Origin of the sequence: Bathymodiolus heckerae thiotrophic gill symbiont (assembly GCF_900128515.1) — a bacterium.
Classification (GTDB): domain Bacteria; phylum Pseudomonadota; class Gammaproteobacteria; order PS1; family Pseudothioglobaceae; genus Thioglobus_A.
In genome coordinates, this window is record NZ_FQTP01000018.1 from 1 (window position 1) to 25,683 (window position 25,683).

25 protein-coding genes, 1 tRNA gene and 1 pseudogene are annotated in these 25,683 nt (G+C 37.3%); 6 read left to right on the forward strand and 21 right to left on the reverse strand.

Annotation, left to right across the window (positions count from 1 at the left end; translation table 11 throughout):
* The 12 genes from BTHERMOSOX_RS03690 to BTHERMOSOX_RS03745 all read right to left on the reverse strand — a co-directional run.
* Window positions 1-953 (reverse strand): 2-isopropylmalate synthase (locus BTHERMOSOX_RS03690; RefSeq protein WP_138119548.1); only part of this gene is annotated, 953 nt, incomplete at its 3' end.
* Window positions 954-1,136: 183 nt separating this feature from the next.
* A complete protein-coding gene (pssA, locus tag BTHERMOSOX_RS03695) occupies window positions 1,137-1,880 on the reverse strand; it encodes a CDP-diacylglycerol--serine O-phosphatidyltransferase (RefSeq protein WP_138119550.1) in 744 nt (247 codons plus the stop codon).
* 71 nt (window positions 1,881-1,951) lie between these two features.
* Window positions 1,952-2,956: a ketol-acid reductoisomerase gene (gene ilvC / locus BTHERMOSOX_RS03700; RefSeq protein WP_138119552.1), complete on the reverse strand. Its 1,005-nt coding sequence runs from the start codon at window positions 2,954-2,956 to the stop codon at window positions 1,952-1,954.
* A gap of 52 nt (window positions 2,957-3,008) precedes the next feature.
* Entirely contained in the window at window positions 3,009-3,482 is a 474-nt protein-coding gene (gene ilvN, locus BTHERMOSOX_RS03705) for an acetolactate synthase small subunit (RefSeq protein WP_138119554.1), read from the reverse strand.
* An 11-nt stretch (window positions 3,483-3,493) separates the two neighbouring features.
* A complete protein-coding gene (gene ilvB / locus BTHERMOSOX_RS03710) occupies window positions 3,494-5,227 on the reverse strand; it encodes a biosynthetic-type acetolactate synthase large subunit (protein WP_138119556.1) in 1,734 nt (577 codons plus the stop codon).
* Between the two features lie 64 nt (window positions 5,228-5,291).
* Complete coding sequence (gene lpxC / locus BTHERMOSOX_RS03715; protein ID WP_138119558.1) at window positions 5,292-6,203, reverse strand: UDP-3-O-acyl-N-acetylglucosamine deacetylase; 912 nt, start codon at window positions 6,201-6,203, stop codon at window positions 5,292-5,294.
* Window positions 6,204-6,206: 3 nt separating this feature from the next.
* Window positions 6,207-7,424 carry a cell division protein FtsA gene (ftsA, locus tag BTHERMOSOX_RS03720; RefSeq protein ID WP_138119560.1) on the reverse strand — a complete coding sequence of 406 codons (1,218 nt, stop codon included), beginning with the start codon at window positions 7,422-7,424 and terminating at the stop codon, window positions 6,207-6,209.
* A complete protein-coding gene (dusA, locus tag BTHERMOSOX_RS03725) occupies window positions 7,417-8,379 on the reverse strand; it encodes a tRNA dihydrouridine(20/20a) synthase DusA (protein ID WP_138119562.1) in 963 nt (320 codons plus the stop codon). Before dusA ends, ftsA begins: the two co-directional genes overlap by 8 nt.
* On the reverse strand, window positions 8,363-8,833 hold the full coding sequence (locus tag BTHERMOSOX_RS03730; RefSeq protein ID WP_138119564.1) for a CinA family protein: 471 nt from the start codon (window positions 8,831-8,833) through the stop codon (window positions 8,363-8,365). The genes dusA and BTHERMOSOX_RS03730 overlap by 17 nt, the downstream gene beginning before the upstream one ends.
* A complete protein-coding gene (gene pepN, locus BTHERMOSOX_RS03735) occupies window positions 8,833-11,352 on the reverse strand; it encodes an aminopeptidase N (protein WP_346654938.1) in 2,520 nt (839 codons plus the stop codon). Before pepN ends, BTHERMOSOX_RS03730 begins: the two co-directional genes overlap by 1 nt.
* A complete protein-coding gene (locus tag BTHERMOSOX_RS03740; protein ID WP_138119568.1) occupies window positions 11,334-12,128 on the reverse strand; it encodes an undecaprenyl-diphosphate phosphatase in 795 nt (264 codons plus the stop codon). The genes pepN and BTHERMOSOX_RS03740 overlap by 19 nt, the downstream gene beginning before the upstream one ends.
* 10 nt (window positions 12,129-12,138) lie before the next feature.
* Window positions 12,139-13,233: a class I SAM-dependent methyltransferase gene (locus BTHERMOSOX_RS03745; protein ID WP_138119572.1), complete on the reverse strand. Its 1,095-nt coding sequence runs from the start codon at window positions 13,231-13,233 to the stop codon at window positions 12,139-12,141.
* A 16-nt stretch (window positions 13,234-13,249) separates the two neighbouring features.
* On the opposite strand from BTHERMOSOX_RS03745, the gene BTHERMOSOX_RS03750 reads away from it, so the two are divergent.
* The 3 genes from BTHERMOSOX_RS03750 to aroE all read left to right on the forward strand — a co-directional run bounded on the left by BTHERMOSOX_RS03750 (window position 13,250) and on the right by aroE (window position 17,166).
* Window positions 13,250-13,969, forward strand: coding sequence for a pteridine reductase (locus BTHERMOSOX_RS03750; RefSeq protein ID WP_138119574.1), 720 nt, complete (start codon window positions 13,250-13,252; stop codon window positions 13,967-13,969).
* Between the two features lie 356 nt (window positions 13,970-14,325).
* Complete coding sequence (locus tag BTHERMOSOX_RS03755; RefSeq protein WP_249360595.1) at window positions 14,326-16,347, forward strand: Rne/Rng family ribonuclease; 2,022 nt, start codon at window positions 14,326-14,328, stop codon at window positions 16,345-16,347.
* Between the two features lie 3 nt (window positions 16,348-16,350).
* Entirely contained in the window at window positions 16,351-17,166 is an 816-nt protein-coding gene (gene aroE, locus BTHERMOSOX_RS03760) for a shikimate dehydrogenase (RefSeq protein WP_138119576.1), read from the forward strand.
* On the opposite strand, the gene pdxH is transcribed toward aroE, so the two are convergent.
* Together pdxH and ubiM are read right to left on the reverse strand one after the other, a co-directional pair.
* Window positions 17,144-17,776, reverse strand: a complete 633-nt coding sequence (pdxH, locus tag BTHERMOSOX_RS03765) for a pyridoxamine 5'-phosphate oxidase (protein ID WP_138119596.1) — start codon at window positions 17,774-17,776, stop codon at window positions 17,144-17,146. The genes aroE and pdxH overlap by 23 nt on opposite strands.
* A gap of 5 nt (window positions 17,777-17,781) precedes the next feature.
* Complete coding sequence (gene ubiM / locus BTHERMOSOX_RS03770; protein ID WP_138119578.1) at window positions 17,782-19,008, reverse strand: 5-demethoxyubiquinol-8 5-hydroxylase UbiM; 1,227 nt, start codon at window positions 19,006-19,008, stop codon at window positions 17,782-17,784.
* Between the two features lie 97 nt (window positions 19,009-19,105).
* On the opposite strand from ubiM, the gene BTHERMOSOX_RS03775 reads away from it, so the two are divergent.
* Window positions 19,106-19,480 carry a methyltransferase family protein gene (locus tag BTHERMOSOX_RS03775; protein ID WP_171004636.1) on the forward strand — a complete coding sequence of 125 codons (375 nt, stop codon included), beginning with the start codon at window positions 19,106-19,108 and terminating at the stop codon, window positions 19,478-19,480.
* Here the strand turns inward: BTHERMOSOX_RS03775 and BTHERMOSOX_RS03780 are convergent.
* From BTHERMOSOX_RS03780 to BTHERMOSOX_RS03800, 5 genes are all read right to left on the reverse strand, one after another.
* The gene (locus tag BTHERMOSOX_RS03780; RefSeq protein WP_138119582.1) at window positions 19,475-20,518 is read right to left on the reverse strand and encodes a tetratricopeptide repeat protein; all 1,044 of its coding nucleotides are present in this window, start codon (window positions 20,516-20,518) and stop codon (window positions 19,475-19,477) included. The genes BTHERMOSOX_RS03775 and BTHERMOSOX_RS03780 overlap by 6 nt on opposite strands.
* Window positions 20,519-20,709: 191 nt before the next feature.
* A tRNA-Val gene (locus tag BTHERMOSOX_RS03785) sits at window positions 20,710-20,786 on the reverse strand.
* Window positions 20,787-20,853: 67 nt separating this feature from the next.
* Window positions 20,854-21,549, reverse strand: coding sequence for an orotidine-5'-phosphate decarboxylase (gene pyrF / locus BTHERMOSOX_RS03790; protein ID WP_138119584.1), 696 nt, complete (start codon window positions 21,547-21,549; stop codon window positions 20,854-20,856).
* Window positions 21,550-21,561: 12 nt separating this feature from the next.
* Window positions 21,562-21,852 (reverse strand): tetratricopeptide repeat protein, encoded by a 291-nt coding sequence (locus BTHERMOSOX_RS03795; protein WP_138119586.1) that lies wholly within the window; start codon window positions 21,850-21,852, stop codon window positions 21,562-21,564.
* A gap of 114 nt (window positions 21,853-21,966) precedes the next feature.
* Window positions 21,967-22,293, reverse strand: coding sequence for a hypothetical protein (locus tag BTHERMOSOX_RS03800; protein ID WP_138119588.1), 327 nt, complete (start codon window positions 22,291-22,293; stop codon window positions 21,967-21,969).
* Between the two features lie 249 nt (window positions 22,294-22,542).
* On the opposite strand from BTHERMOSOX_RS03800, the gene BTHERMOSOX_RS03805 reads away from it, so the two are divergent.
* A complete protein-coding gene (locus BTHERMOSOX_RS03805) occupies window positions 22,543-22,833 on the forward strand; it encodes a hypothetical protein (protein WP_138119590.1) in 291 nt (96 codons plus the stop codon).
* Window positions 22,834-22,863: 30 nt separating this feature from the next.
* Here the strand turns inward: BTHERMOSOX_RS03805 and BTHERMOSOX_RS03810 are convergent, their stop codons facing one another.
* Window positions 22,864-23,265: a transposase gene (locus BTHERMOSOX_RS03810; protein ID WP_428992036.1), complete on the reverse strand. Its 402-nt coding sequence runs from the start codon at window positions 23,263-23,265 to the stop codon at window positions 22,864-22,866.
* Between the two features lie 97 nt (window positions 23,266-23,362).
* Here BTHERMOSOX_RS03810 and BTHERMOSOX_RS03815 point away from each other — a divergent pair, with 97 nt between their 5' ends.
* On the forward strand, window positions 23,363-23,716 hold the full coding sequence (locus BTHERMOSOX_RS03815) for a hypothetical protein (RefSeq protein ID WP_138119594.1): 354 nt from the start codon (window positions 23,363-23,365) through the stop codon (window positions 23,714-23,716).
* Between the two features lie 295 nt (window positions 23,717-24,011).
* On the opposite strand, the pseudogene BTHERMOSOX_RS03820 reads toward BTHERMOSOX_RS03815, so the two are convergent.
* Window positions 24,012-25,683: pseudogene (locus tag BTHERMOSOX_RS03820) on the reverse strand (FISUMP domain-containing protein); the annotation flags it as partial.

Consider the following 25,683-nt stretch of genomic DNA (forward strand, 5'->3'; position numbering starts at 1 on the left):
TCTTCAGCACGCATGATTTCGTAAGTCTCGCGATGCTTCAAAACACCATCTTGGTGAATACCTGCCTCGTGTGCAAAGGCATTGGCACCAACAATGGCTTTATTCGGTTGCACAATAAAGCCGGTTACACTTGATACTAGGCGTGAAGCAGATAGAATTTGCGTGGCGTCAATATTGGTGTCACATTCAAAAACATCTTGACGCGTACGCACTGCCATCACTATTTCTTCAAGTGAGCTGTTACCAGCACGTTCTCCCAAGCCGTTAATCGTGCATTCCACTTGACGCGCACCGTTTAATACTGCTGAAAGCGAATTTGCTACTGCCAAACCGAGGTCATTATGGCAATGTGCTGAAAAAATTGCTTTGTCGGAATTTGGAATACGTTCCCTTAGGTTTTTAATAGTTTTGCCAAACTGATGTGGCATATTGTAGCCCACGGTATCAGGGATATTAATTGTGGTGGCACCTGCATCAATGGCTTTTTCAATCACCCTGCACAAGAAGTCCTCATCAGACCTGCCTGCATCTTCCGGTGAAAATTCCACATTATCAGTCCAATTTCTAGCACGTTTTACCGCACGTACAGCTTGTTCTACCACTTGATTAGGGGTCATATTCAATTTCATCTTCATGTGAATATCACTGGTGGCAATAAAGGTGTGAATGCGTGATGAATTTGCCCCTTTTAGGGCTTCACCTGCGCGGTCAATATCCTTATCTAGTGCACGTGCAAGTGAGCAAATAGTAGAGTCTTTAATAGTATTAGCAACGGCTTGAACGGCTTCAAAATCACCTACTGAGGCAATTGCAAAACCCGCTTCAATCACATCAACACGCATTTTTTCCAACACTTTGGCAATGCGTATTTTTTCATCTTTGGTCATTGACGCACCAGGTGATTGTTCACCATCCCTTAGCGTGGTATCGAAAATAATTAGTTTATCAGACATTTTTGTCTCCTGTAATTTTGTATTTTTGTACTGTATTTTTAAGATATGCTAGCTTTTCAGCCAGTCGAGATGATAGATTACCTTACGGTAATAATCGTAACACAGTCAGGAGAGTGCTTTGCTTATAGAAAAAAATTCTAATTTGATTTATCATAATTGAATTATAACTTAAATATAAACTGCTTACCTATTTTTTTTCAACGCACGTTTTTTACGTAACTCAAGGATTGTTAATACAAGACCTGAAATTGTATAAGTAAAAAATAAGATAAATAATATAGCACTTGGCCATAATGAAATTACAACCAAGATAAGCGTTGCAATTAACAACAACTTAAATGAAGACCTTCCCTTAAGGTTAATATCTTTAAAACTATAATAACGAATATTACTCACCATTAAAACGCCGGCAGAAACCAGAATTATCCAAGCACCAATCACCAAATACTGCGTATCATAAATACTCGGGTCAATCATTTCTGTAGCCCATACTAAGCCCGCAATAAGTGCTGCTGCAGCTGGTGATGGCAAACCCTGGAAATAACGCTTATCTTCCACGCCAATTTGAGTGTTAAATCTAGCCAAACGCAGAGCGCCAGCAGCAACATAGACAAAAGCTGCTATCCAGCCAATCTTCCCCAATTCTTGAAATTGCCAAAAATACATTAATAAAGCTGGTGCAACACCGAATGACACCATATCTGCCATCGAATCATATTGTTCGCCAAATTCACTCTGAGTGTTGGTTAAACGCGCAACCCTGCCATCCAGACCATCAAACAACATAGCAACAAAGATTGCAATAGCTGCCTCTGAATATTGACCTTTAGTGGCCAATATAATTGCAAAGAAGCCAGCAAACAAACCAAAGGTTGTTAGTATATTGGGTAGTAGATATACACCTTTTTTTAATTTCTTAGTATTCATGTTTTGATTATAACTTATAACGCTTTGGAAATGAAAACGCCCAACTAAGTTGGGCGTTTAATTAAGAGTGTCTAGTTCTTGGTTTGATCAACAATTTTATTCTTATTAATCCATGGCATCATCGAACGAAGTGACTCGCCAACCTGTTCAATTTGATGTTCACGCTGAACTTCACGACGGGCTGGAAGCTCACCTACATTTGCAACAAATTCCTTAGCAAAAGTGCCATCTTGAATTTCAGTTAAGATTTTCTTCATTTCAGCTTTTGTTTCGCTAGTAACAATACGCGGACCACGTGTTACATCGCCATATTCTGCTGTGTTTGAAATTGAGTAACGCATATTAGCAATACCACCTTCATACATCAAATCAACAATTAGCTTTAATTCATGCAAACACTCGAAGTAAGCCATTTCTGGCTCGTAACCCGCTTCAACCAATGTTTCAAAACCTGCTTGTACTAGTGCTGTTGTACCACCACACAATACAACCTGCTCACCAAATAAATCAGTTTCTGTCTCGTCTTTAAACGTCGTTTCTAAAATACCTGTACGACCACCACCAATTGCTGATGCATAAGATAAAGCAATTGCCTTAGCATTGCCAGAAGCATCTTGTGATATTGCGATTAAATCTGGAATACCGCCACCCTTAACAAACTCTGAACGAACAGTATGTCCTGGTGCTTTAGGTGCAACCATAATAATATCTAGATCAGCACTTGGTTTAATTAAACCATAAAGAATGTTAAAACCATGAGCAAAGGCTACTGTTGCGCCTTTTTTAAGATTTGGTTCGATGTTATCTGTATAAATTTGGCCTTGAAACTCATCTGGTGCAAGAATCATAATTAAATCAGCCCAAGCAGTAGCATCTTCAACTGACTTAACTGTTAAGCCTGAAGCGTTTGCTTTAACAGCTGATGCAGAACCATCTCTTAATGCCACAATAACCTCAACACCTGAATCTTTTAAATTATTTGCATGTGCGTGACCTTGTGAGCCATAACCTACAATAGCAACTTTCATTGATTTAATAATGTTTAAATCCGCATCTTTATCGTAATATCTATTCATTTCTTTTTCCTTTGGTTTAAACGCATCTAGCGCCTATATATTTAACTTTTCTTTATTTCTGACAAACGCCGGTCACGCCTGTTCTTGAAACTTCTAAGATTTCATCCGTATTGAACGCATTGATAAAATCATTAATTTTTTGACTCTTTCCCGCTAACTCAACGGTATAAACTTCCTCTGATACATCAATAATTTTTGCGTCAAATTGATCAAATTGAGTCTCTATTCTAGATTGACTTTCATTATTAATAGCTATTTTAATGAGCGATAATTCACGCTCAATGTGTTCTGTTGCTGTTAAGTCAGTTACCTTAACAACATCAATCAACTTATTAAGCTGCTTAACAATTTGCTCAACAATATCATCATCGCCAATACTTACAATCGTCATGCGTGACAAGGTTTCATCATTCGTAGGGGCTACAGTCAAGGATTCAATATTAAACCCTCGTGCTGAAAATAAGCCCGCTACTCTTGACAATGCACCAGATTCGTTTTCTAATTGTAATGAAATAATATGTCTCATAATGCTTACTCCTAAACTAGATTTAGCCCCTCATCATTGGTGGATGCCATATCATCACGACCTGCTAATAACATCTCGTGATGCCCTGCCCCTGCTGGAATCATTGGAAATACATTTTCACTAGGGTCGATCAAAATATCCAAAAACACCGTTCTATTTTTTTGCTTGAATGCCTCAATTAATGCAGGCTTTAAATCCGCTTCCTTTTCAACTTTAATGCCTATATGCCCATAACTTTCTGCCAATTTAACAAAATCTGGCAGTGCATCCATATACGACATTGAGTAACGCTTGTCATAAAAAAACTCTTGCCATTGGCGCACCATGCCCAAATAACCATTATTCAAATTAATAATTTTGACTGGAGTGTCGTACTGCAACATAGTTGAAAGCTCTTGTAACATCATTTGAATACTGCCATCACCGGTTACGCAGGCTACATCTAATTCTGGTTTTGCAATTTTTGCACCCATAGCAGCTGGCAGACCAAATCCCATCGTTCCTAACCCGCCAGAGTTTATCCAACGGCGTGGCTTATCAAATGGGTAATATTGCGCTGCCCACATTTGGTGTTGGCCCACATCACTAGTAACAATTGCGTTACCGCCAGTCACCTCATACAATGTTTCAATAACAGTTTGTGGCTTAATCACACCTTGTTTGGTTTTGTATGCCATGGAGTCCACTAAACGCCAGTCGTTAATTTGTTTCCACCAAGTGTCAATATTTGGTAGTTTTTTAGTTTCCAGACCTTTAATCAACACCTGCAAAACATCATTAACTTGCCCGATAATAGACACATCAACACCGACCACTTTACCAACAGAGGAAGGATCAATATCAATATGAATGATTTTTGCGTAAGGGCAAAATTTTTCTAAGTTGCCAGTAATGCGGTCATCAAATCTTGCACCCACAGCAATAATACAATCTGAATCATGCATGGCCATATTCGACTCGTAAGTACCATGCATACCCAACATGCCTAATGACTGCTTATCCGTTGCAGGATATGCGCCTAATCCCATTAATGTTTGCGTAATTGGAAACCCAGTATTTTGGGTCAGTGTTATTAACGCTTTACTGGCATTGCCAATAACACTACCACCACCTGAATAAATAATTGGTTTCTTTGCTGTTTCAATAATTGCAATTGCTTTTGCAACTTGCTCTTCATCAACCTGAATTTCAGGCTGATATGAACGCATTGAAATTGTTTCTGGATAACCTTCGTATTCAATTTTAGCAATGGTTGCATCTTTAGTAATATCGATCAATACAGGGCCTGGGCGCCCTGTAGTTGCAATATAAAACGCTTTTTTAACCGTCTGCGCAACATCATCAGCACTTTTAACCAAAAAATTATGCTTGACACATGAACGAGTAATACCGACTGCATCCACCTCTTGAAAGGCATCATTACCAATAACTGCAGAAGAAACCTGTCCAGAAATTATCACCATTGGAATTGAGTCTGTAAATGCTGTTGCAATACCTGTTACCGCATTGGTTAAACCTGGTCCCGAAGTTACTAATGCCACACCACACTTACCACTTGTACGTGCATAACCATCTGCAGCATGCACTGCACCCTGCTCATGACGAACCAAGATATGGTCAATTGCTGTACAAGCATCTAATGCATCATAGATGTGTAAAACTGCACCACCTGGATAACCAAAGATGTGCTTCACACCTTCATTTTTCAAGCAATCAATTAATATTTGAGCACCATTTAACTTCATTATTTCAACTGGGTATAAAAAACTTGTTGATTATACCAAATGAAATAGTCAAATATACTTAGTATTATAGGGAATTTTGCCAATCTTCAGAATAAAATCGAATCGGTGAATTTTCCTCTTCAAAAGTTTCAATTGACCAAGTATCTGATCGCTCCAAAATAGCTGATAATAATTGATCGTTAAGTAAATGACCAGTTTTAAAGCCCTCATAGTGTCCGATTAAATTTGATCCAAGTAGATATAAGTCACCCACAATATCCAAAATTTTATGCTTAACAAATTCATTTTGATAGCGCATACCATCCTCATTCAAGACATCGTCATCACTTAGTGCAATGGCGTTATCCATACTAGCACCGAGTGCTAAATTCTGCCTTTGCATCATCTCCACATCTTTCATATAGCCAAAGGTTCTAGCTCGTGAGATTTCTTTTAGATAGGATTGCTTTGAAAAATCAATGGTTAATTGCTGTCCACTTTCTTTTACTTTTTTGTGGTCAAAATCAATTTCTAAAGAAACTTTAAAGCCTTCAAATTTAGACACTTGAGCCCATGAATCACCATTCTCCACGCGAATGGTTTCATTAATAACAAAAAACTTCTTATGTGCATCTTGCTCTTCAATGCCGGCAGACTGTACCAAAAAAATAAAAGGCGCTGACGATCCATCCATAATTGGCACCTCAAAAGAATCTAATTCCACCAAAACATTGTCAATACCCAATGCAGAAAACGCGCTCATTAAATGCTCGACTGTCGAAACCTTAACGCCTTTATTTTCCAAGCCAGTAGATAACACCACTTCATTCACAAAGGCATTATGTGCACGCACCAGCTTACCACCTGCATCCATGCGTCTAAACACTACGCCATGATCAATTTCAGCTGGAATTAGTGTCATATTGACCATACTGCCACTATGAATACCGACACCTCTTGCTTTGACTGTTTTTTTAATGGTTCTTTGTTTAATCATTTTTTATAACTCTAATAATCCTTTCATTTTACCGAATAAGCCGCTCTTTTGCACTTGTTCTATTTCTTGCAAATAAGGCTCAGATGCATGATAGGTCAACAAGCCAAAGGCTGAAAAATAACCAATATCTGTTAACAAGTCTTCGTTACCACTAATCAATTCTCGATTAATTTTTGCCACTTTAGTTCTTATTCTAAATTCTTTTAACAGGAGTTTTTCACAATTTTCTATTTTACTAGCGCCGCCAATAACGACTAAACCAGCTTTCAAAGCTCGATCTAATTTTTCAGCTTTTAAGCTTTTCTTGATGATGCTACATACATCCTTATACGAATTTTCAATTATTACTATCAAGTCATATAGAGATAAATAATACTTGTTATTTGAATCAAGCTGCTCAAACTCAATCAAACAATCCTTTAAAGCGGCTGTAGGTTGCAATATGCCATAAGCCAACTTAAGTCGCTCAGCTTCTGCAAATGAGGTGTTATAGGCTTGTGCAATATTTTCAGTAATTATATTACCACCAAATTTAAACACATGGCTATAAGTTACTCCACCTTTTGTAAAAATAGAAATATTACTAACTGCTGCACCTATATCCAATAAGCACACACCCTCATCTTTTTCATCTTGAGAAATACACACCATGCTACTAGCAATAGAATCTAATACAATTTTATCAGGGCCGAGCTCACAACCTTCTAGGCAGTTTTCAATGCCATTTAATGCCTGATTAGAAACGGCAACCAAATGAACACTAGCACCTAATACTTCAGCCTCTAGTCCTATAGGTTGATCCATAACTTGATCATCAATCGTAAAATTACTGATGATTGGGTCTAGTCTTTTTTTATTGGCCGCAACCGAACCAGCAGAAGCATTTTGAATGGCATTCAAAACATCCTCTTTAGTAATAATTTTTGACTTTCCGTTAAAACTAATCTGCCTGTTCTGATTGACACTATTCAAGTGCAAATCAGTAATATTGACATTGATATACTTAACTTGCTCTGCACAGCTTTTTTTAATTTTTTCAATAACTTTTTTAACTGATTTAATAGCCAAATCAAGATTGGTAATAACACCATTTTTCACCCCTAAAGACGGGGTACTTGCATGTGCAAAAACATGAATTCTATCATTTTCAATCTCGGCGATTAGCATAATAATTTTGCTAGAGCCAATATCGATACTGGCAAAAAATTCACGATTATCCATTTTCAACCCTTGACTCTAACCATTCATATAGGTTTGCTATTTCTACCACCTTGCCACTTAACAAGCGCTTAAATTTCTTAGCGTTTGGCTGTGCATGGTACAAGCCAAGAATATGTCTAGTCATAGATCTTACTGGCACTGAGTTAGCCTGTTGAACTTTCATGTATTCGATAAATTCCAGCAACACTTGCTCTCTAGAAATAATAGCTCGGTCTTGTTGATAAATCTGTTGATCGACACTAGCCAATAGATAAGGCTGATGATAAGCCGCTCGACCCAACATAGTGTTATCCACAAAATTCAAATGATCACTCACCTCTGCCAATGACATAATGCCACCATTAATACCAATAGTAAATTCTGGAAAATCTCGTTTAAGCTGATACACCCAATCATAGTTAAGCGGTGGCACTGTTCTATTTTCTTTAGGACTCAAACCCTTAAGCCAGGCTTTTCTTGCATGAACAACAAAATTTTGACAACCTGCCTTACTAACAATTTCAATAAAATTAGTCAGCTCTTCATAACTCCCCATATCATCTACGCCAATACGAGATTTAACACTAAGGGGAATATCAACAGCTTTACCCATTGATTCAATGCACTGAGCTACTGTATCTGGTGTTTGCATCAAACAAGCGCCAAAACTACCTGATTGCACTCTATCTGAAGGGCAGCCTACGTTTATGTTGATTTCATCATAACCCCAATCTTCGCCCACTTTGGCAGCGATTGCCATCTCAATGGGATCACTACCACCCAATTGCAAAACCAATGGATGCTCTTGTGCGTCAAAATCAAGTAGTCTATTTTTATCCCCATGGATGATAGCTTTAGCAGTAACCATCTCCGTCCACAATTGAGCCTCTTTAGACATTAATCGATAAAAATATCGACAGTGTCTATCGGTCCAATCCATCATTGGTGCAACTGAAAATTTAACGTCTGAGTTCATTGGCTAATGTGATTAATACAAATTCAATACTGGCGTTAATTACTTGCTGACGATCGCCTGAAAATTGTTGCGTACTGGTAAGACGCTTTCCTAAAATGCGAAATCCAAAACACACCATGCCTACTGGCTTTTCTTTACTACCACCTGAAGGCCCTGCAATACCAGTAATAGAAGCTGAAATATCCACTTTAGCCTGGGCAATAACACCGTCAGCCATTTGCCGGGCCACTTGCTCACTAACAGCACCAAATTCATTTAAGCAATGTTCAGTTACACCAAGCATATCTATTTTTGATTGATTGCTGTAGCTGACAAAGCCTCGATCAAAATAAGCCGAAGAGCCGCTTTGGCTGGTGAGCAATGATGATAGTCCGCCACCCGTGCAAGATTCTGCCACAGCAATGGTGAGTTGGCGCTGTAATAAAATTTCAGTTAGCTGCCGAAGTAATGACATTATTTTAAAGCCGCTTGAACAATTTCAAAAATATCGTTAGATAATTCATCGGTTTTAATAATTTTTTCAAGTTGCTGCTGCTGAAGTTTTTTTAATTCTGGGGTAAATCGCTTCCAATGATTATAAACCGATACTAACCTAGCGCCTATTTGAGGATTGGATTTGTTTAACTTTAGAATGATATCGGTAAAAAATTCATAGCCTGCTCGATTGTGAAAATTGACATAATTTTGCGCAAAACTGCCTATTACACTTCTCAATCTATTTGGATTATTAAAGGAAAATAACTCATGTTGCATTAATGCTTTGATACTATCTACATTACTAACCAATGAAGATGATTGAGTCGCAAAAAATTTATCCATTACTTGCGCGTCATCTTTAAAAGTTTTGTAAAAATCTAATTTGGCTTTTTCACTATATTGATTATCACTACCAACCAATGCACTAAATGCTGTAATTTGATCAGTCATGCAATTTGCAGTTTCAAATTGATTATTAGCTAATTGTAAATATTGACCTTTATTCAAATAATACAAGCAGATATTTTTTAAAGATCGCTCGCCAACAGCTTCAGGCATTAATTCATAGTTTTTATCGCCAACTAGTGATTGATAAGTCTTTAGCAATAAAGATTCAAATCTATCCAAGACACTTTTAATCAGCTCTTCACGTTTTTGATGAATATCAAATACATCAATAATGTCAACCTTCTGATGCAAAAGTCGCTCAGAAGGCAGGGTTAAAATTTCACTAATTAAGGATTTATCTTTAGTGGTGTTAATGACTTTTTCAATCGCATCAAAAAACATGGATTGATTAACTTTTTCAGGCGTTAAAATTAATGACAACCATATTTGTTGCGCATTGTCCCAAACTGAAAAAGCATCTTTTTCATGGCTGACTAAAAATATCTTTTGCTCAAAACTTAAATCAGTGCTTAATTCAACTGGTGCAGAAAAATCTCTCAGCCAAGAAACGACAGGCTCAGCCTCTATGTTCTCAAATGTGACCATTTGATACTGCTGATTAATGCTCAGCATACCTTCATTAAAAATATCTCCTTGAATATTTAGCAAGGCGTAATTAAGGGGTAGCAAATAAGTGTGTTCGCCAAGTTGCTTAATTTCGACATTCAAACATTTATTTTTCTCGTCGTATGTTGATTGGATGTTAATTTTTGGCGTACCTGATTGCGTATACCAAGTCATAAATGGCTTGAAATTAAAATCGTTTGCATCGCTCATACTAGCAACAAAATCATCAATGGTAACCGCTTCGCCATCATGACGCTCAAAGTATAACTTCATACCCTTCTGAAAACCCTCTTCACCCAAGAAGCTATGAATCATGCGAATAACTTCCGCACCTTTTTCATAAATCGTTAGCGTATAAAAATTGTTCATTTCTATGTAGCTTTCTGGACGAACAGGATGCGCCATAGGCCCTGCATCTTCTGCAAATTGAAAAGTGCGTAAAGCATTTACATCTTCAATACGCTTAATAGATCTAGCGTGCAAATCAGATGTAAATTCTTGATCTCTAAAAACTGTCAACCCTTCTTTTAAACTTAACTGAAACCAATCTTTGCAAGTAACCCTATTACCCGTCCAGTTATGAAAATACTCATGTCCGATTACCGCCTCAACATTGATAAAATCTTTATCTGTTGCTGTTTTAGGATTAGCCAATACATAAGTTGAGTTAAAAATATTCAGCCCTTTGTTTTCCATTGCGCCCATATTGAAATCATCAACCGCAACGATCATGTAAATATCTAAATCATATTCAAGATTAAAACGTGATTCATCCCAGGAAAAAGATCGCTTGAGCGAAGTCATGGCAAATTGAGTTTTGTTAATATTATGGTGCTCAACATAAATTTTAAGCGCCACCTTCCTGCCAGAAAGTGTTGTGTATTCATCTTCTAAAACGGAAAAATCACCCGCAACTAAAGCAAACAGATAACATGGCTTAGATGTTGGATCGTGCCAAATAACCGTTGCGGATGAATCGTCAATTAAATTACCATTACTGAGTAATACTGGATATTTACTCTTGTCAGCTGTTATGTGCGTGGTAAAGACACTAAGCACATCTGGCCTATCCAAGTAATAGGTAATTTGCCTAAACCCATGCGCCTCACACTGCGTACAAAAATTACCACTTGATTTGTACAGGCCATTTAAGCTAGTATTTGTTTGAGGGTGAATACGATTCACAATTTCTAAAACAAACTCATCTTTCAAGTTGTGCAATTGTAACCCTTGATCAGTTAGCTCATAATTAGGCTTTTCACCATCTAATACAATTGATATCAGCTCAAGATCAATACCGTTTAAAAAAAGACTGCCGTCTTCAGCTTGAGATTTTGGATTTTTATAAAAATGAATTTTTGAACTGACAATTGTTTGATCTTCACGTAAATCAAAACTCAATTCCGTTGTATGAATAAGGTAAGTACTCGGCTGATAATCTTTTCTATAAATGGGTTGTGGGGCTATAGCACTAATAACAATACTCCTAGAATAATTCTATAAACCACGAATGGCATTAATCCAATCGTATCTAATAATTTAATAAAAAAGACCACGGTCAAATAAGAACTAACTGCTGCCAATACAAATCCCAGTATCAACATTGACCAATCAACCAATTGCGGCTGTTGGTACAAATCCAACATCATTAACAATGCTGATAGTGTGATGACTGGAATTGAGAGTAAAAAAGCAAACTGGATTGACATCTTTCTACTCAGTCCAATTAGCAATCCTGCAGTAATAGTGATACCAGATCTTGATGTGCCTGGAATAAGTGCTGATGCTTGCATCAACCCTATAAAACCTACATCTGTCCAGTTCAGAATATCTCTTGTATGTTTATTTCCAGCATTAACCCAACTAGAGAATCCCAGTAGCAACCCAAAGGCTAACGTTGCGTACGCAATAACCTCAGTTGAGCGCAAATTAACCTCAACAAAATCCTTAAGTAATAGTCCAGCCAGCCCAACTGGAATGGTGCCGAGTAAAACACCCCAAGCTAATCTTGATTGACCAATAGTTTGAATCTTAACTATTGAATAGAAAAAATCGTTAATCAGCGTTTTAAGAATAGCTCGATAATAGAATACAATTGCACTTAAAGTGCCCAAATGCACAACCACATCAAAAACCAAACCTTGGTCTGGCCAGTCTGTAAATTTTGGCACTAAAATTAAATGTGCAGATGAGGATATTGGTAAAAATTCACTTAGTCCCTGAACTAGCGCTAATACGATTGTTTGAATGAAATCCATAATGACAAGTTTACAACTTATGACTTAAGTCTTGCTCCTTAAATCCAATTAATTTTACATGTCTATTTTTACTCAAAGCCAGCACCTTAAAACTCTCACCCATGGCGCTTGGTAATACCAATTGCTTAATCTGTTGTGCCAGACTAATGCGTTTATTTTCATCAGCTTCATTCAACAAGTATTCGTCAACTCCCAAGGAGATTAAAAACAAGGCTTGGGTGGCGTAACCAGATACCTTAAAACCTGACAATTTGGCTTGATCAGAAATATCTGAGAAATTTATCGATGTCGTGATATCTTGCTCGCCAATATTAATAAAAGGATCGTCACTTGCTTTATGCTGATAATAGCAACGCAACGTGCCATCGACACGCTGTGGGTGAAAATACTCCCCTCTATGCATACCATAATCAACCAGCAAAATCAGAGCATTCTCTAATGCGCCATACAGTGAATCAACCCAAGCCAAGGCTTGTTTGTTAATTTCTGTTGTATATCCATCACTCATCAATGGTGGCAACTTAACAACACCCTCTTGAAGTACTTCTTTTTTAACTTGCCAAGTGAGCGTGTTTTTCTCAACACCAACACCCAGCTCATAAAATTTATTATTTTTTTGAATAATACGCTTAGCAGGCATTGCATCCAAAACTTCATTAGCAATAACGACACCGTTAAATCCTGTTGGAAGCTTATTTAGCCAAACAACACGATTTAACAACTCTGGCAACGCTTTGGCAATTGTTTGTTTTTGCCTATGTTGCAGCTCAGCGCTTAATTCTAAAATATAATAATGCTTCGGCAAGCAATCTAGACGACCTAGTTCAAATAAAATCTGAGCAGCAAGAATACCACTACCCGCACCAAACTCTAAAATATCATCTGTTTTTTTTAATACTTGAGCGCACTGTCTAGCCAAACAAAAGCCAAACAAATCTGAAGTTTCAGGTGCAGTAATAAAATCGCCCTTTTCACCAAATTTTTCAGAACCAGAACGATAATAGCCCAATTTTGGATAATATAAGGCCGATTGCATAAATTCATCAAACCCTATTGGCGTTTGATTTTGTATAATAGAGTTTTTGATTATTTCGTCAAGATTCATTACATCGATATTTTATATGAAAACAGCATTAGTCACAGGCGGTGCGCATCGCATTGGTCAACAAATTTGTCGCACACTGCATCAGGCCGGTTTTAACCTTATCATTCATTACAACGCATCAAAAACTGCTGCTCAAGCTCTAGCAGATGAGTTTAATCTCACTAGAAATAGCTCCGCCATAATTATCCAAGCAGAACTATCAAATATCGAAGATATCAATCAACTGTGCCAATCTATCAATCAACTAGATGTTTTAGTCAACAATGCGTCAGTTTTTTATCCAACGCCTATTGACAACATTAACAATACTGATTATCAAAAAATCATGAATACCAATCTAATGGGGCCGCTATTTTTATCCACAACACTTAGCAATAAACTCTCCACAACGCAAGGCTGTATTGTCAATATTGTGGATATTCATGGCGACAGACCTCTACGTAACCATTCAATTTATAATATCTCTAAAGCAGCCATTGCAATGATGACAAAAACCTTAGCTAAGGAGCTTGCTCCGAATATTCGTGTAAATGGTGTATCACCTGGCTCTATTTTATGGCCTGAAAATGAAGCAGAACTCAACCAAGATCAAAAGCAATCAATGCTAAATAAGATTGCCTTAAATAAGCAAGGTTCGGCTAGTGATATCGCTAATACTGTTTTATTTTTAGCTCAGTCAAATTATGTCACTGGACAAATTATTGCTGTCGATGGTGGTAGAAGCTTAAATCAATAAAATCAATAAAATCAACAATGATTAAAAATTTCAAACACAATCACTTCGTATTTGTGTTATAATAAAGAGGCATGATATTTATTTTTATCAGCTAATAAAAGAATTTATACACACTTCTGTGCTAAGAAAAAAACCACGGAAGTTAATTAATATTTTGGGCTTATTGTTGCCACATAATAGAATAATTCATGGTCTTTTTGCGACAGAGTAATAAGATCTGAAAAGGATTTTAATCCTTATAGAGAAAGGTTTTTTATCATTTATGATGAATACAAATCACACTTTAATATCAAATCAGCATTTGGGTGCTGATTATCTATGTGTACACATAAGTCCGTCACCACAAGGACTTAACCATGAATCATATCTTAATCAATGCAGCTCACAAAGAAGAAATCAGAGTTGGTATTGTCAAAAACAAAAAACTGACCGGACTTAATATTGAGACCAGTCTTAACAAAAAGACTAAAGGTAATATTTATCGCGGCAAAATTTCACGCGTTGAACAATCATTAGAAGCAGCATTTGTCGATTATGGCAAAGAAAAACAAGGCTTCCTGCCTTTTAAAGAAGTTGCTGAATCTCTATACAATGGCGCCGTACCAAAAGGATCAAAGCTAACTATCTCTGATGTTTTGAAAGAAGGTCAGGAAATCATTATTCAGATTGAAAAAGAAGAACGCGGCAACAAAGGTGCTGCATTAAGCACCAACATAAACCTAGCTGGTGCCTACATGATTTTGACGCCAAACAACCCGAAGAGTCATGGTATTTCACGTCAAATCACTTCTACTGATAGGCAATCTTTAAAAGAGATTATTGGCAAGATTGTTATGCCAAAAAATTCAGGCTTAATTATTCGTACTGCTGGTAGTGGCAAAAGTTTGGAAGAGCTCCAATGGGAAGTGGATTACTTATCTGACCTGTGGACATCTATCAATACTGCAGCAGAGAAGCGTCCAGCACCTTTCTTAATTTACCAAGAAAGTGATATTATTATTCGTACACTACGCGACTATCTACGCTCTGATACTGATAGCGTTATCATTGATGAATTAGAGGCTTTTCAAAATGCTAAAGAATTTGTGAGCTTTGTATTGCCACAATACCTAGATCGTATTAAATTCTTTGACGTGTCTGAACATTCACTATTCAATCACATGGGTGTAGAAAACCAAGTGCAAAGCGTCTTTAATCGTGAAGTAACACTACGCACTGGCGCGACAGTTGTATTTGATCCAACAGAAGCTTTAACGGCAGTTGATATCAACTCAGCTCGTGCAACTAAAGGCTCTGATATTGAAGAAACCGCCTACAACACCAACTTGGAAGCTGCAAAAGAAATTGCTTTACAATTGCAACTTCGTGATATTGGTGGATTGGTTGTTATTGATTTTATCGATATGGCCAGTGAAGAACACCGACAAGCAATTGAAAAAGCCATGGAAACGGCCACTCAATCAGATCGTGCTCGTATTCAAATTGGCAGTATCTCTAAATTTGGCTTACTAGAAATGTCAAGACAGCGCCTAATGAGCTCTGTCACAGAATCAGTTGAAAAGCCCTGTTCAGCTTGTCAAGGAAGAGGCACAACACCGACAGTTCCAACATTGGCTTTAAACATTCTAAGACAACTTGAAGATGGCTGCAATGCCACTAACCAAACTTCTAAGATCACCATTCAATCAAGTGTTGAGGTTATCACCTATATTCTTAATGAAAAACGTCAGGATGTGACAAGATTAGAGCTTAAGCATGGAATTAAGATAACGCTCCTGCCTAATCCTTATATGCAGTTCCCCAACTTCACCATTAATAAGCAAAAAGGCGATAAAAAATCACAACATAAAAGTTATCAAGGCATCTCTAAGCCTCAACATACATTAGCTGAAAATGGATTAACAGATGAATCTGAAATTCCAGCCATTAATATGAATCGTCCACAAACTCGAGTACCAGAAGTGGTTAAGCCTAAGCCATCATTATTTGCAAGAATTAAGGCAGCTTTATTTTCCAAGAAAAAGAAAGTGAGTAAACATAAAGCCAACTCTAATAACAAGAATCGCAATAAAAACCGTAATAAAAACCGTAATAAAAATAAATCAAACAACTCAAATCAACAGCAAAACAAGTCACAAAATAACAAACCTAAGCAGCAGCAAAATCAGCCTAAAAAACAAGCTGATAAGTCACAAAATAACAAACCTAAGCGGCAGCAAAATCAGCCTAAAAAACAAGCCGATGGTAATAAGATGAATGACACTCAAGTTGATGGCAATGTCGCTGATAAGCCACAACAGAGTGGAAATCAGCAAGCTGCAGAAAAAACTAATCAGAATCCTAAGCCTAAGCCTAAAGAAATAAAACTAGAAGATTAACCCATGTACAAATTAGCAGTCTTTGGCAATCCAATTAAGCATAGTTTATCGCCTGATATTCATGCTCAATTTGCACAACAAACTGGCTTAACCGTTAATTACAGTAAAATATTAGCGCCAATTGATGCGTTTTCCAATACGGTCAATCAGTTTATCAATGAGGGCGCTAATGGCTTTAATATTACCGTGCCTTTTAAGTTAGATGCCTATAATTTTGCAACTGAACTAACACTTAATGCAAAAACTGCTAGCGCTGTTAATACTATCAAGGTTGATGGCAACCGGCTTATTGGTGAAAATACAGATGGTATTGGGCTGGTTAATGATTTAATCAAAAATCTTAAAATTACCCTTAAAGACAAAGTAATTTTAATTTTAGGTGCTGGTGGCGCAACGCAAGGAGTTCTACTACCCTTGCTTAAAGAAAACCCGAAACGCATTATGATTGCAAACCGTACTGCAAGCAAGGCTGAAAAGCTAAAGCAAGATTTTTCAGATTATGGCAATACATGTGGCTTTGGCCTGGATAAAATTAAAGATGATCCAGTTGATATAATTATCAACGCTACCAGTGCCTCACTAGATGGAAAGATGCCAAATATAGCCAATGGCTGTGCTAATGGTGCTATTTGCTATGATCTTATGTATGGCAAGCAAACACCTTTCATGGATTGGGCAAAAGAAAATAATGCCGCAATGATTGTTGATGGACTTGGTATGCTAGTCGAGCAAGCCGCCTGTAGTTTTGAATTTTGGACAGGTAGCAAGCCTGACACTCAATCAGTGATTGAAAAAATTAAGGCGCTAGACGCTCAATAATCCAATTCTTGCCTTGTTTTAGATAAACAAAACGATCATGCAGGCGATTCTCTCTACCTTGCCAGAATTCAATTCTATGAGGTATGACTCGATACCCACCCCAGAAGTCAGGTAAAGGAATTTCACCTTGTTTAAACTTAGTTTTCATTGACTCAAATTGCATTAGCAACGCTTGTCTTGAAGAAATAGAACTTGATTGGCTTGATGCCCAAGCGCCTAATTGTGAATCTTTAGGTCGTGAAGAAAAATATTTAATTGACTCAAGTGTTGAAATTTTTTCAACTGTGCCGGATATCTTAACTTGCCTTTCTAAGGCTAACCAAGGAAATAGCAATCCTGCTTTTGGATTTTGCTCAATTTGTTGAGATTTTTTAGAATTATAATTAGTAAAAAAGACAAAGCCTTTTTCGTCAAAAGTTTTTAATAATACCGTTCGAATGCTAACTTCATTATCATTGCTAGTTGCTAAACTCATGGCATTTGGCAAAGTTAAGTCTGCATCACTTGCTTGTTGAATCCATTGTTCAAATTGAACAAATGGGTTTTTATTCATTTGCTCTCGAGAAATACCTTGATTGGTAAACTCTCGACGCAATAAGTTGAGATCAATTGTCATTAGAACGGTAATTTTTTTAATATCTTTTCAAATGGCTTGAAAGGGTTTGTTTTTGCCTCAGTCAAATGATTAGAAATTAAATATTTAATAGGTGGAAAGTGCTCAGCAAATTTCAATACCAATCTTCTCACTTGCTTGATAGCAGGCGCATCATTAGTAAACAAAGCAACAACACCATTGGTGCCAAAAAACATTAAACGAGTTAAATTAATGTGTTTTTTCTCATAAAGCTTTAGTAAAGCAGTAGAACCGATATCTTGTCCATGATCAAGCGCCTCTTTAACCAAGCCGGCCAATATACTTTGCCCTCTTAGGCCTAGATTAAACCCATGTGCAGTAACTGGATGCATGCCAACAGATGCATCGCCAATCAGCGCAAACCGATCAGCAATAAATGTTTGTGCATGTACACCGATCAATGGGTAAGAATGCCTGTCACCCTCTTGAGTCATTTGACCCAAAGTACCTCTAAAATCTTTAGTCATTTTCTCATTAAAATCGGCTCTGTTCATTTTTAAAATTTCTTCAGATTGATCAGTTTTTACCGTTAACACAACTGATGACGCATTACCAACCATAGGTAAAAGCGCCAAAGTTTGGCCGTAATCAAAACACTCTAGCGCAGTATTTTCATGAGATTTCTGATGATTCATCTTGGTTACAATCATAACTCTTGAAAAGTCTTTCATGATTGCTGGAATACCAACCTTGCGACGAATATTTGAAAATCGACTGTCGGCTGCAATAACAAGCTTGGTATTCACAAGTCGCTGGTCAGAAAATACCACTTCAGAATATTCACCTTTATATTTAACATCATCAACAGCACTATCACCAATAATATCAATATTATCAGCCTGACTAACACGCTGATAAAGTGCTTTTCTAATTTGATAATTAGGCACTAAATAGCCCAATGCTTCAATTGAAGATTTATCGCTTTTAAAGTTTAATAATGAAGGCGAGTCACCGTCAAAAACTTTAGCCTCTTTTAACAATGAAACTTCTGCCTGTTCAACCAAATCCCAAACACCTAGCTTTTTTAAAATTTTCAATGATAGATGTGTGAGTGCAATTTCCCTACCATCAGGCTGGGGTGCTGACAAAGATTCAATGCTAGATTTTTCTATCATTAGGATCTTTACCTTTGTGTCTATCATAGAACTAGCAAAACTAAGCCCTGCTGGCCCTGCGCCAATAATTACAATATCGTATGCTGTTTGCATATTTAGGTCTAATTTTTTTGAGATAATAGCATTATTATAACAATCAAGGCTTGCGATGATTTACGTTGTTATCCAATTCAGCTGTATTATTTTTCTAATGTTTAATATTCAGCCCAGCCAATTTAATTGGCCGGAATTTTTACTACTTACAATGGCTATGATTATTGGTGGTATTGCCATCATTAATATGAAATTTGATAATCTAAATATCATTCCAACACTTAAAGAAAATCACCAACTAAGAACGCAAGGTGTTTATCAATGTATCAGGCATCCAATGTACACAAGTGTATTGCTATTCTGCTTGGCATTAATGCTCAGCAACCCTCATTGGATAGCTCAACTAATTATGATTATACTGTTGATTAATTTGATTTTAAAATCAAATTTTGAAGAAAAATTACTATCAAAACGATTTAAAAACTATTCAGAATATCGCCAAAATACAGGCAGATTTATACCCTTTTTATAATTCTTTTAATTGTTGGTCAGCTTTTAGATCGCCAGATTTTGAAAGCTTTCCAAGCCAGTATTTAGCTTTTTTAATAGACTTTTGAACGCCTTTTCCCTGTATATATAGATCGGCAACCTCACGCCAAGCACCTTTATGCCCTTTTCTGGCCGCAGCAATGGTGAAGCTATAAGATTTTTCTAGATTAATTTCAACACCTGTGCCAAGTTTATAATGTTTGGCTATGTCCAAATATGCATCTAAATTACCTTCATCCAACGCTTGCCTATAATATGAATGAGCCTTGGAGTAATTAATCTTTGTGCCAATACCCTCTTCATACAAATCAGCCAACTTATATGCAAGAGATTTTTCACCACCTTTATAAGCCGCTAAATAATAACCAAATATTTGCTCTGGATCACTATTAGTCAACAGCCCCTTGCTATGCATATTGGCTAATTTTAATTTAGCCTTAACATAGCCACCCTCAGCCGAATCCTCATATAAATCAAAAGCTTTAGTGAAATTTTGATTATTTTCATAATCTTGGGCCAAGTAGTATTGAGCTTCGCTATTGCCAGATTCTGCAGCTTCAAGACGCCACTTATTAGCCAGTATTTTATTTTGCTTAACACCCACACCAATTTCATACATTTTTGACAAATTATTTTGGGCATCAGCATAACCCTGAATGGCAGATTTCTCAATCCACTGTTTGGCTAACCTTAAATTTCGATCAACACCAATGCCTAAATAATACATACTGCCCAAAATATATTGGCCCTTGGCATGATTAGATTTGACTGATTTTTTTAGATAGGCAATACCTTGCTGATCATCTTGTTCGACACCACGACCTTTGATATACATAACGCCCAATGCAGTTTGCGCATCAGCATTATTAGATTTAACCGCATGTGAAAATGCACTAAATGCTTTGTCATAATTCTGCTCAACACCCTCACCATAGTAATAAGCCTTACCTCGATCATACAAATTAAAATCGGCAAATATTACAGTACTAAGAAAAAATAAAATAATAGGGATTAACTTCATCTACAGAATTGTACCTAAAAATATTAAAAATTATCAAAATGAGTTAAAAACTCACCTTAAAAGCAGAAGAAAAAAGGCTTTAAGGGTGAAAAATAGCCATTTTCAACTAAAAATTAAAGATAAATAAAGACTCTGAAAAATTTCGGAAATTTTACAAACGAGTAAAAATCGATCAAAAATTAAGCATATTTTGGTAGTCACGGTCAGATTTGAACTGACGACTTCCAGCATGTCATGCTGGCACTCTAACCAACTGAGTTACGCGACTTTAAAAGATTGTTATTAACAAGTGCTAATAACGAATGCGGAATTATACTCCGTAAAGAACATTTATATTAAAAACAACTCTTGATAATTTCTTGAATATTACTCGCTGCCGCGTATGGATCTTCTGCATTTTTAATTGGACGGCCAACCACAATATAATCAGAGCCAGATTGAAATGCTGTTGCCACGTCAACCACACGTTTTTGATCATCGTCATTAGCAACAGGGCGAATACCTGGCGTTACTGCAATTAATTTATTATCTACAAATTCACGTAAAAACGGCACTTCAAGGCCTGAAGAAACAACGCCATCACAACCCGCTTCAAATGCACGCTTTGCACGAGAAATAACTAATTCTTGCACATCACATTTAAAGCCCAAATCATCTAAATCACCACGATCAAGACTGGTTAAAGCGGTTACCGCTAAAATTTTAAGATCGCCTTTATTTTCAGCTGCTTTTTCCATTAATCCTTGATTGCCATGAATGGTTGCGAAGGTTGCGCCTGTTTCGCTTAAACGATGAATCGTTCTACCGACTGTTTCTGGTACATCAAAAAATTTAAGATCGACAAAAACTTTTTTGTCTTTAGCAATTAGCCAATCCATTAATTCAAAATATCGGCCGGTCATCAACAACTCCATGCCAATTTTATAAAAACCAACGCTATCATCTAGCAAGTTCACCAAATCTTTGGCTTGATCTACTTCTGGAACATCTAGTGCAAAAATCAATCTATCTTCTAATTTAATATCTTTCATGGTTATTCCTATTTAAAAAATACTACCGCCAGAATAGCCATTTTCATTGGCCTTCCTAATCCAGTGTTTTGATTGTTCAATGTCTTTATCAACTGATTTTGCCAAGGCAAAAAATATGCCCAAATTATACTGTGCTTTTGCATATTCTTGGTCGGCAGATTTTTGATACCACTCAAATGCTTTGGCTAAATTTTTATCAACGTTCAAACCTAAATCATAAGCGAGTGCTAACTCATATTGAGATTGGGCATCACCCTGCTCAGCTAATTTTTTAACTTGATCAAATGTTTTTTCTGTTGCCATTTGTTTATTTAGGAGAAACGTTCATCTTAATTTTTAGTGTACTGCCATAAGGCTTACTCTTTGTCGTATAAGCAAAGATACACTCATCATATTCATACTCAGCACGATAATAACTCAAATGCTCAACCAACTCTGTACGATATCTAGTTTTGCGAACTTCTTTACTAACCATGCGTCCATTTTTGACTTTGCTAACTCGTCGTCATATGCAAATGATGCACCTAACAATGGACCTGCAATAGTCTTTGCATCTTTGCCACTACCATCACCTTCATTTTGGTAAAACTCTTCAATATAACAATCTTGATACGGCTCACGAATAGTATGAGTGCGGTAGATCTTATCTACGGAAGTAATTTTCGCTATATCTGAATAGCTGACTGATATTGCCGATTGACTAAGCAGTAATATTGGGGTTAATATTATTGTATTTAGCTTCATGTAACAACTCCATTGTTATAATTTACCGGTATTATGTAGTAGTTACACCTAGTAATTAACCAAAATTCTCATAAAATAACCTCATTAATAACAATCATTTTGAGGTATCTATGTCCACATCCCCAGTTGCAAACTCACTAATCAACAAATGTTCAGAGTTGCAAGGTGAAGTATCTGTGCTACTCTCCGCATTAAACCAAAAGAATGCTGAAATTACCGCACTTAAAACGAGCTTAAGCCTCTTGGGATATGATAACTTACAAAGCACGCAAAAAGAACACTAAAAGCCCTATGCTACCTCATGGTGCATTATCTCAATTATCAGGCGAGTACATTAGACTAAAGGTTGATAAAAATTCAACATTCACATCAAGTGATATTACTGCTTACATTAAAGATAGGCAAGATATTAAAGGGGCAAATGGGCAACTTAACACAAATGTTGGTAATTACCTTAAAAAGCAGGAATCTAGCGGGCTTATTATTGAATCAGGGAGAAGTAATAATACTGGTGGTGCGATTCTTTGGAAAAAATGCTAGTGATCAAAGTTGGTAGCGTTTTTTAATTTTTTAAGCGGCAATCATTACCTCGCCTTGTTGTTTATTGCCCTGCCAATAACCCGACCAATCTCTTGATGTTTGGGTTTTAAGGCATCTATCGGTTAACGTTAATAGAACACTGCCATTGTCCTTGCGTCTATAGTCCTCACGGAATGCCATCTCATTAGCATAGGCATGAAGATACTTACCGGCCACATGATGGAACTGCCCGATTTCAGATCGTCTCAATCGAGAAAACCATCCTTCTGCAAAATTAGTACAACTTTCACTAGTGCTATAGCATTCAGAATGATTAATACGCCTTATGTTGTAGACACTATCTAACGCATCATAAGCATGGTGCTCGTCAGCGTAGACGGTGGAGCTGTGCTTAATGTTGTTTTTCATAGCGTTAGAGATTGTTCGTCGTATGGGTTACACATGGAAACAAGTGTCTGGTCCAACATATTGGATGTATGAAGGGGAGACATTAAACGAACGTAGATCTAGGATGGAACAGGAGTAATTTATGAAAATAAAGAATACGATTATATTAGGTTTGATTCTTGTATCAACAAATACATTGTCTAATGGAAAGTGGTTGGATTGGGGTGTGTCATCAATAACAAATTTGGATAAAGTTATATCAATAAGTGGCGGGATTATATTTAAAAATAGATGTAATAATGGTTACTCTTGGACATTAGACCAGTTGATTGATATTTATAGAAATGGGCAGGAACACTTTGGTCTTTATTATGATGAAAATGATAAAACCACATTAGATGTAACCAATTATGATACTTACAAAAATTACTACAAAAAATATAAATTAGACAATCCTGATTCTAATATAGGACTATTAGTTAGTAAAAAAAACTGATGATAAGTGGGTTAAGGATTCGCTCTCTTCTTCATCAAGTAAACCAATTGAGTTAGTATATGGTTTTAAAGAAGAGTGGTTAGAGTTCACCGATGAGTCATATTATTCCCATATCAATTTAGATGGTCAAACAATTTGGTTGACTCAAGGTTTATGTGGAGAAGGAGAAGTGACATCTAAAAAATTAGCAAATAAACTAGTTCAAGAAAATCTTGATCAAATCAGAGACTTTCTTGATGATGACTCGTATAGACAGTTAAAATAATTATAAATGAATCAAAGTGTCACGCTGCGCTTAATCCTTAATGCAACGAACACTAAAGCCGTGGGCGCGATTATCGCTGTTGGTGTACGAAGTGTGACCATAGACGTCCAAATGGTAACTGGTCGTGCCAGCAGCAGACCGACTCCACATGTGGACGATGTCGCCTCTACGGTTAAGACTACCAGTTATATGATGACGGTAGCCAGCAGCTGGGATTTTGAGAGTAGAACCATAGGCGCCAGAAGTGTTATTGGTTGCCCAAGATGCTCTTTCAGCATTAAGCTCAGATACTAATGGCACACTAAATCCTGCTGGACAAATGTCATTCTCTTCACCATTTGACCAAGCATTGGTTCTACTGCTACCCGTACGGTCTGCAGTCGTCCAATCATATGGCGAAGAGCTAGTAGTAATAAAAGTAAGAATGTCACCAAGCTCATCGTATGGTGGAATTGTTCCCGGAGTGATGGTGGTTGCCAAGGTTGCTGTCGTAAATGAGGTGCGTGATTCATGTCCATCATCATTTCGTCCCCATTGGTACAAGTGACCATAAGCAGCACTATCCGTAGAAGAGGTTGCCACTTGAGTGGCACCAAGGTTTCTATCGAGCCACATACGTCCTGTAGGTGAGGTAACGGTGAGGTAAACCTTGCCTTTAAAGAGCTTGCCTGAGGTGAACACATCATCATCCGTCATCGTTGCGGTAAAGTTAGTCATTGTTACAGCGTTGTAACCACCGCCAGATAATGCATGGCTAATGGTTACGGTTTCAGGAACTGAATCTGCATCGTTCACACCTGTAATGGTAACGGTTTGTGGGGTATGCCAATTACTTGAAGTAAAGGTAAGTGAGCTGGTGACTGTGGCAGCTGTGGTGTCGTTACTGGTAAGTGTAACCACTACATTAGCTGTTGGCTCGGTATCAAGCAATACGGTGTAAGTGCCTGTGCTGGCTTCACCAATGGTGGCTGATGTTGCGGACTGAGTAGCGCCTGCAGTGTCATTATCAGTATTAGTCACACTCACATCAGCAGCATTATAGCCTGAGTAATCAGAATCACTTGATGTGGCTGCAGCGGTTACGATTGTGTAAGCAATATCACCATCATCCACATAATCATCCACACCCGTGATAGTAATCGTTTGCGTGCTGTTCCAGTTAGCACTAGTAAAGGTCACACTACTAGGTGATACTGTACCTTCTGTGGTGTCACTACTGCTAAGCGCAACGGTGACAGTGGTGTCACTACCGCCATCTGCAGTTGGCTGAGTGTTAAGTACTAGGGTGAAGGTTACTGTGGCTAAACCTTCTGTGGTGTTGCCACTAATAGCACTAGCAGTAATACCTGCAGTATCATCATCTGCTAGAGTAACAGCTACACTAGCAATACTAACAGCCTTGTAGCCAGCATCAAGGCTGTTGGCGGCACTGTGACTAATAGTAACTGATTCATTGGTAGTGTTAGCGTCATTTACACCTGTAACTGTCACAGTCTGAGGCGTTGCCCAGTTAGCCATGGTAAAGGTGAGTGCTGAGCTAACCGTCGCAGCATTAGTATTATTACTCGTTGGGGTAATAACCACATCGGCAGTTGGTGCATCATTAAGTACCAGTGTGTAAGTATTAGTGCCTGCTTCACCCACGGTTAATGAGGATTGTGAAGCACTTACACCTTGCTCTGCTACATCGGTAACACTAATA

What these genes read in the sequence shown, in the direction of transcription:
- pssA (WP_138119550.1), bottom strand. Translation starts at nt 1,880, where the DNA reads ATGAATACTAAGAAATTAAAAAAAGGTGTATATCTACTACCCAATATA.
- ilvC (WP_138119552.1), bottom strand. Translation starts at nt 2,956, where the DNA reads ATGAATAGATATTACGATAAAGATGCGGATTTAAACATTATTAAATCA.
- ilvN (WP_138119554.1), bottom strand. Translation starts at nt 3,482, where the DNA reads ATGAGACATATTATTTCATTACAATTAGAAAACGAATCTGGTGCATTG.
- ilvB (WP_138119556.1), bottom strand. Translation starts at nt 5,227, where the DNA reads ATGAAGTTAAATGGTGCTCAAATATTAATTGATTGCTTGAAAAATGAA.
- lpxC (WP_138119558.1), bottom strand. Translation starts at nt 6,203, where the DNA reads ATGATTAAACAAAGAACCATTAAAAAAACAGTCAAAGCAAGAGGTGTC.
- ftsA (WP_138119560.1), bottom strand. Translation starts at nt 7,424, where the DNA reads ATGGATAATCGTGAATTTTTTGCCAGTATCGATATTGGCTCTAGCAAA.
- dusA (WP_138119562.1), bottom strand. Translation starts at nt 8,379, where the DNA reads ATGAACTCAGACGTTAAATTTTCAGTTGCACCAATGATGGATTGGACC.
- BTHERMOSOX_RS03730 (WP_138119564.1), bottom strand. Translation starts at nt 8,833, where the DNA reads ATGTCATTACTTCGGCAGCTAACTGAAATTTTATTACAGCGCCAACTC.
- BTHERMOSOX_RS03740 (WP_138119568.1), bottom strand. Translation starts at nt 12,128, where the DNA reads ATGGATTTCATTCAAACAATCGTATTAGCGCTAGTTCAGGGACTAAGT.
- BTHERMOSOX_RS03745 (WP_138119572.1), bottom strand. Translation starts at nt 13,233, where the DNA reads ATGAATCTTGACGAAATAATCAAAAACTCTATTATACAAAATCAAACG.
- BTHERMOSOX_RS03750 (WP_138119574.1), top strand. Translation starts at nt 13,250, where the DNA reads ATGAAAACAGCATTAGTCACAGGCGGTGCGCATCGCATTGGTCAACAA.
- BTHERMOSOX_RS03755 (WP_249360595.1), top strand. Translation starts at nt 14,326, where the DNA reads ATGAATCATATCTTAATCAATGCAGCTCACAAAGAAGAAATCAGAGTT.
- aroE (WP_138119576.1), top strand. Translation starts at nt 16,351, where the DNA reads ATGTACAAATTAGCAGTCTTTGGCAATCCAATTAAGCATAGTTTATCG.
- ubiM (WP_138119578.1), bottom strand. Translation starts at nt 19,008, where the DNA reads ATGCAAACAGCATACGATATTGTAATTATTGGCGCAGGGCCAGCAGGG.
- BTHERMOSOX_RS03775 (WP_171004636.1), top strand. Translation starts at nt 19,106, where the DNA reads ATGTTTAATATTCAGCCCAGCCAATTTAATTGGCCGGAATTTTTACTA.
- BTHERMOSOX_RS03780 (WP_138119582.1), bottom strand. Translation starts at nt 20,518, where the DNA reads ATGAAGTTAATCCCTATTATTTTATTTTTTCTTAGTACTGTAATATTT.
- pyrF (WP_138119584.1), bottom strand. Translation starts at nt 21,549, where the DNA reads ATGAAAGATATTAAATTAGAAGATAGATTGATTTTTGCACTAGATGTT.
- BTHERMOSOX_RS03795 (WP_138119586.1), bottom strand. Translation starts at nt 21,852, where the DNA reads ATGGCAACAGAAAAAACATTTGATCAAGTTAAAAAATTAGCTGAGCAG.
- BTHERMOSOX_RS03800 (WP_138119588.1), bottom strand. Translation starts at nt 22,293, where the DNA reads ATGAAGCTAAATACAATAATATTAACCCCAATATTACTGCTTAGTCAA.
- BTHERMOSOX_RS03805 (WP_138119590.1), top strand. Translation starts at nt 22,543, where the DNA reads ATGATAACTTACAAAGCACGCAAAAAGAACACTAAAAGCCCTATGCTA.
- BTHERMOSOX_RS03815 (WP_138119594.1), top strand. Translation starts at nt 23,363, where the DNA reads ATGAAAATAAAGAATACGATTATATTAGGTTTGATTCTTGTATCAACA.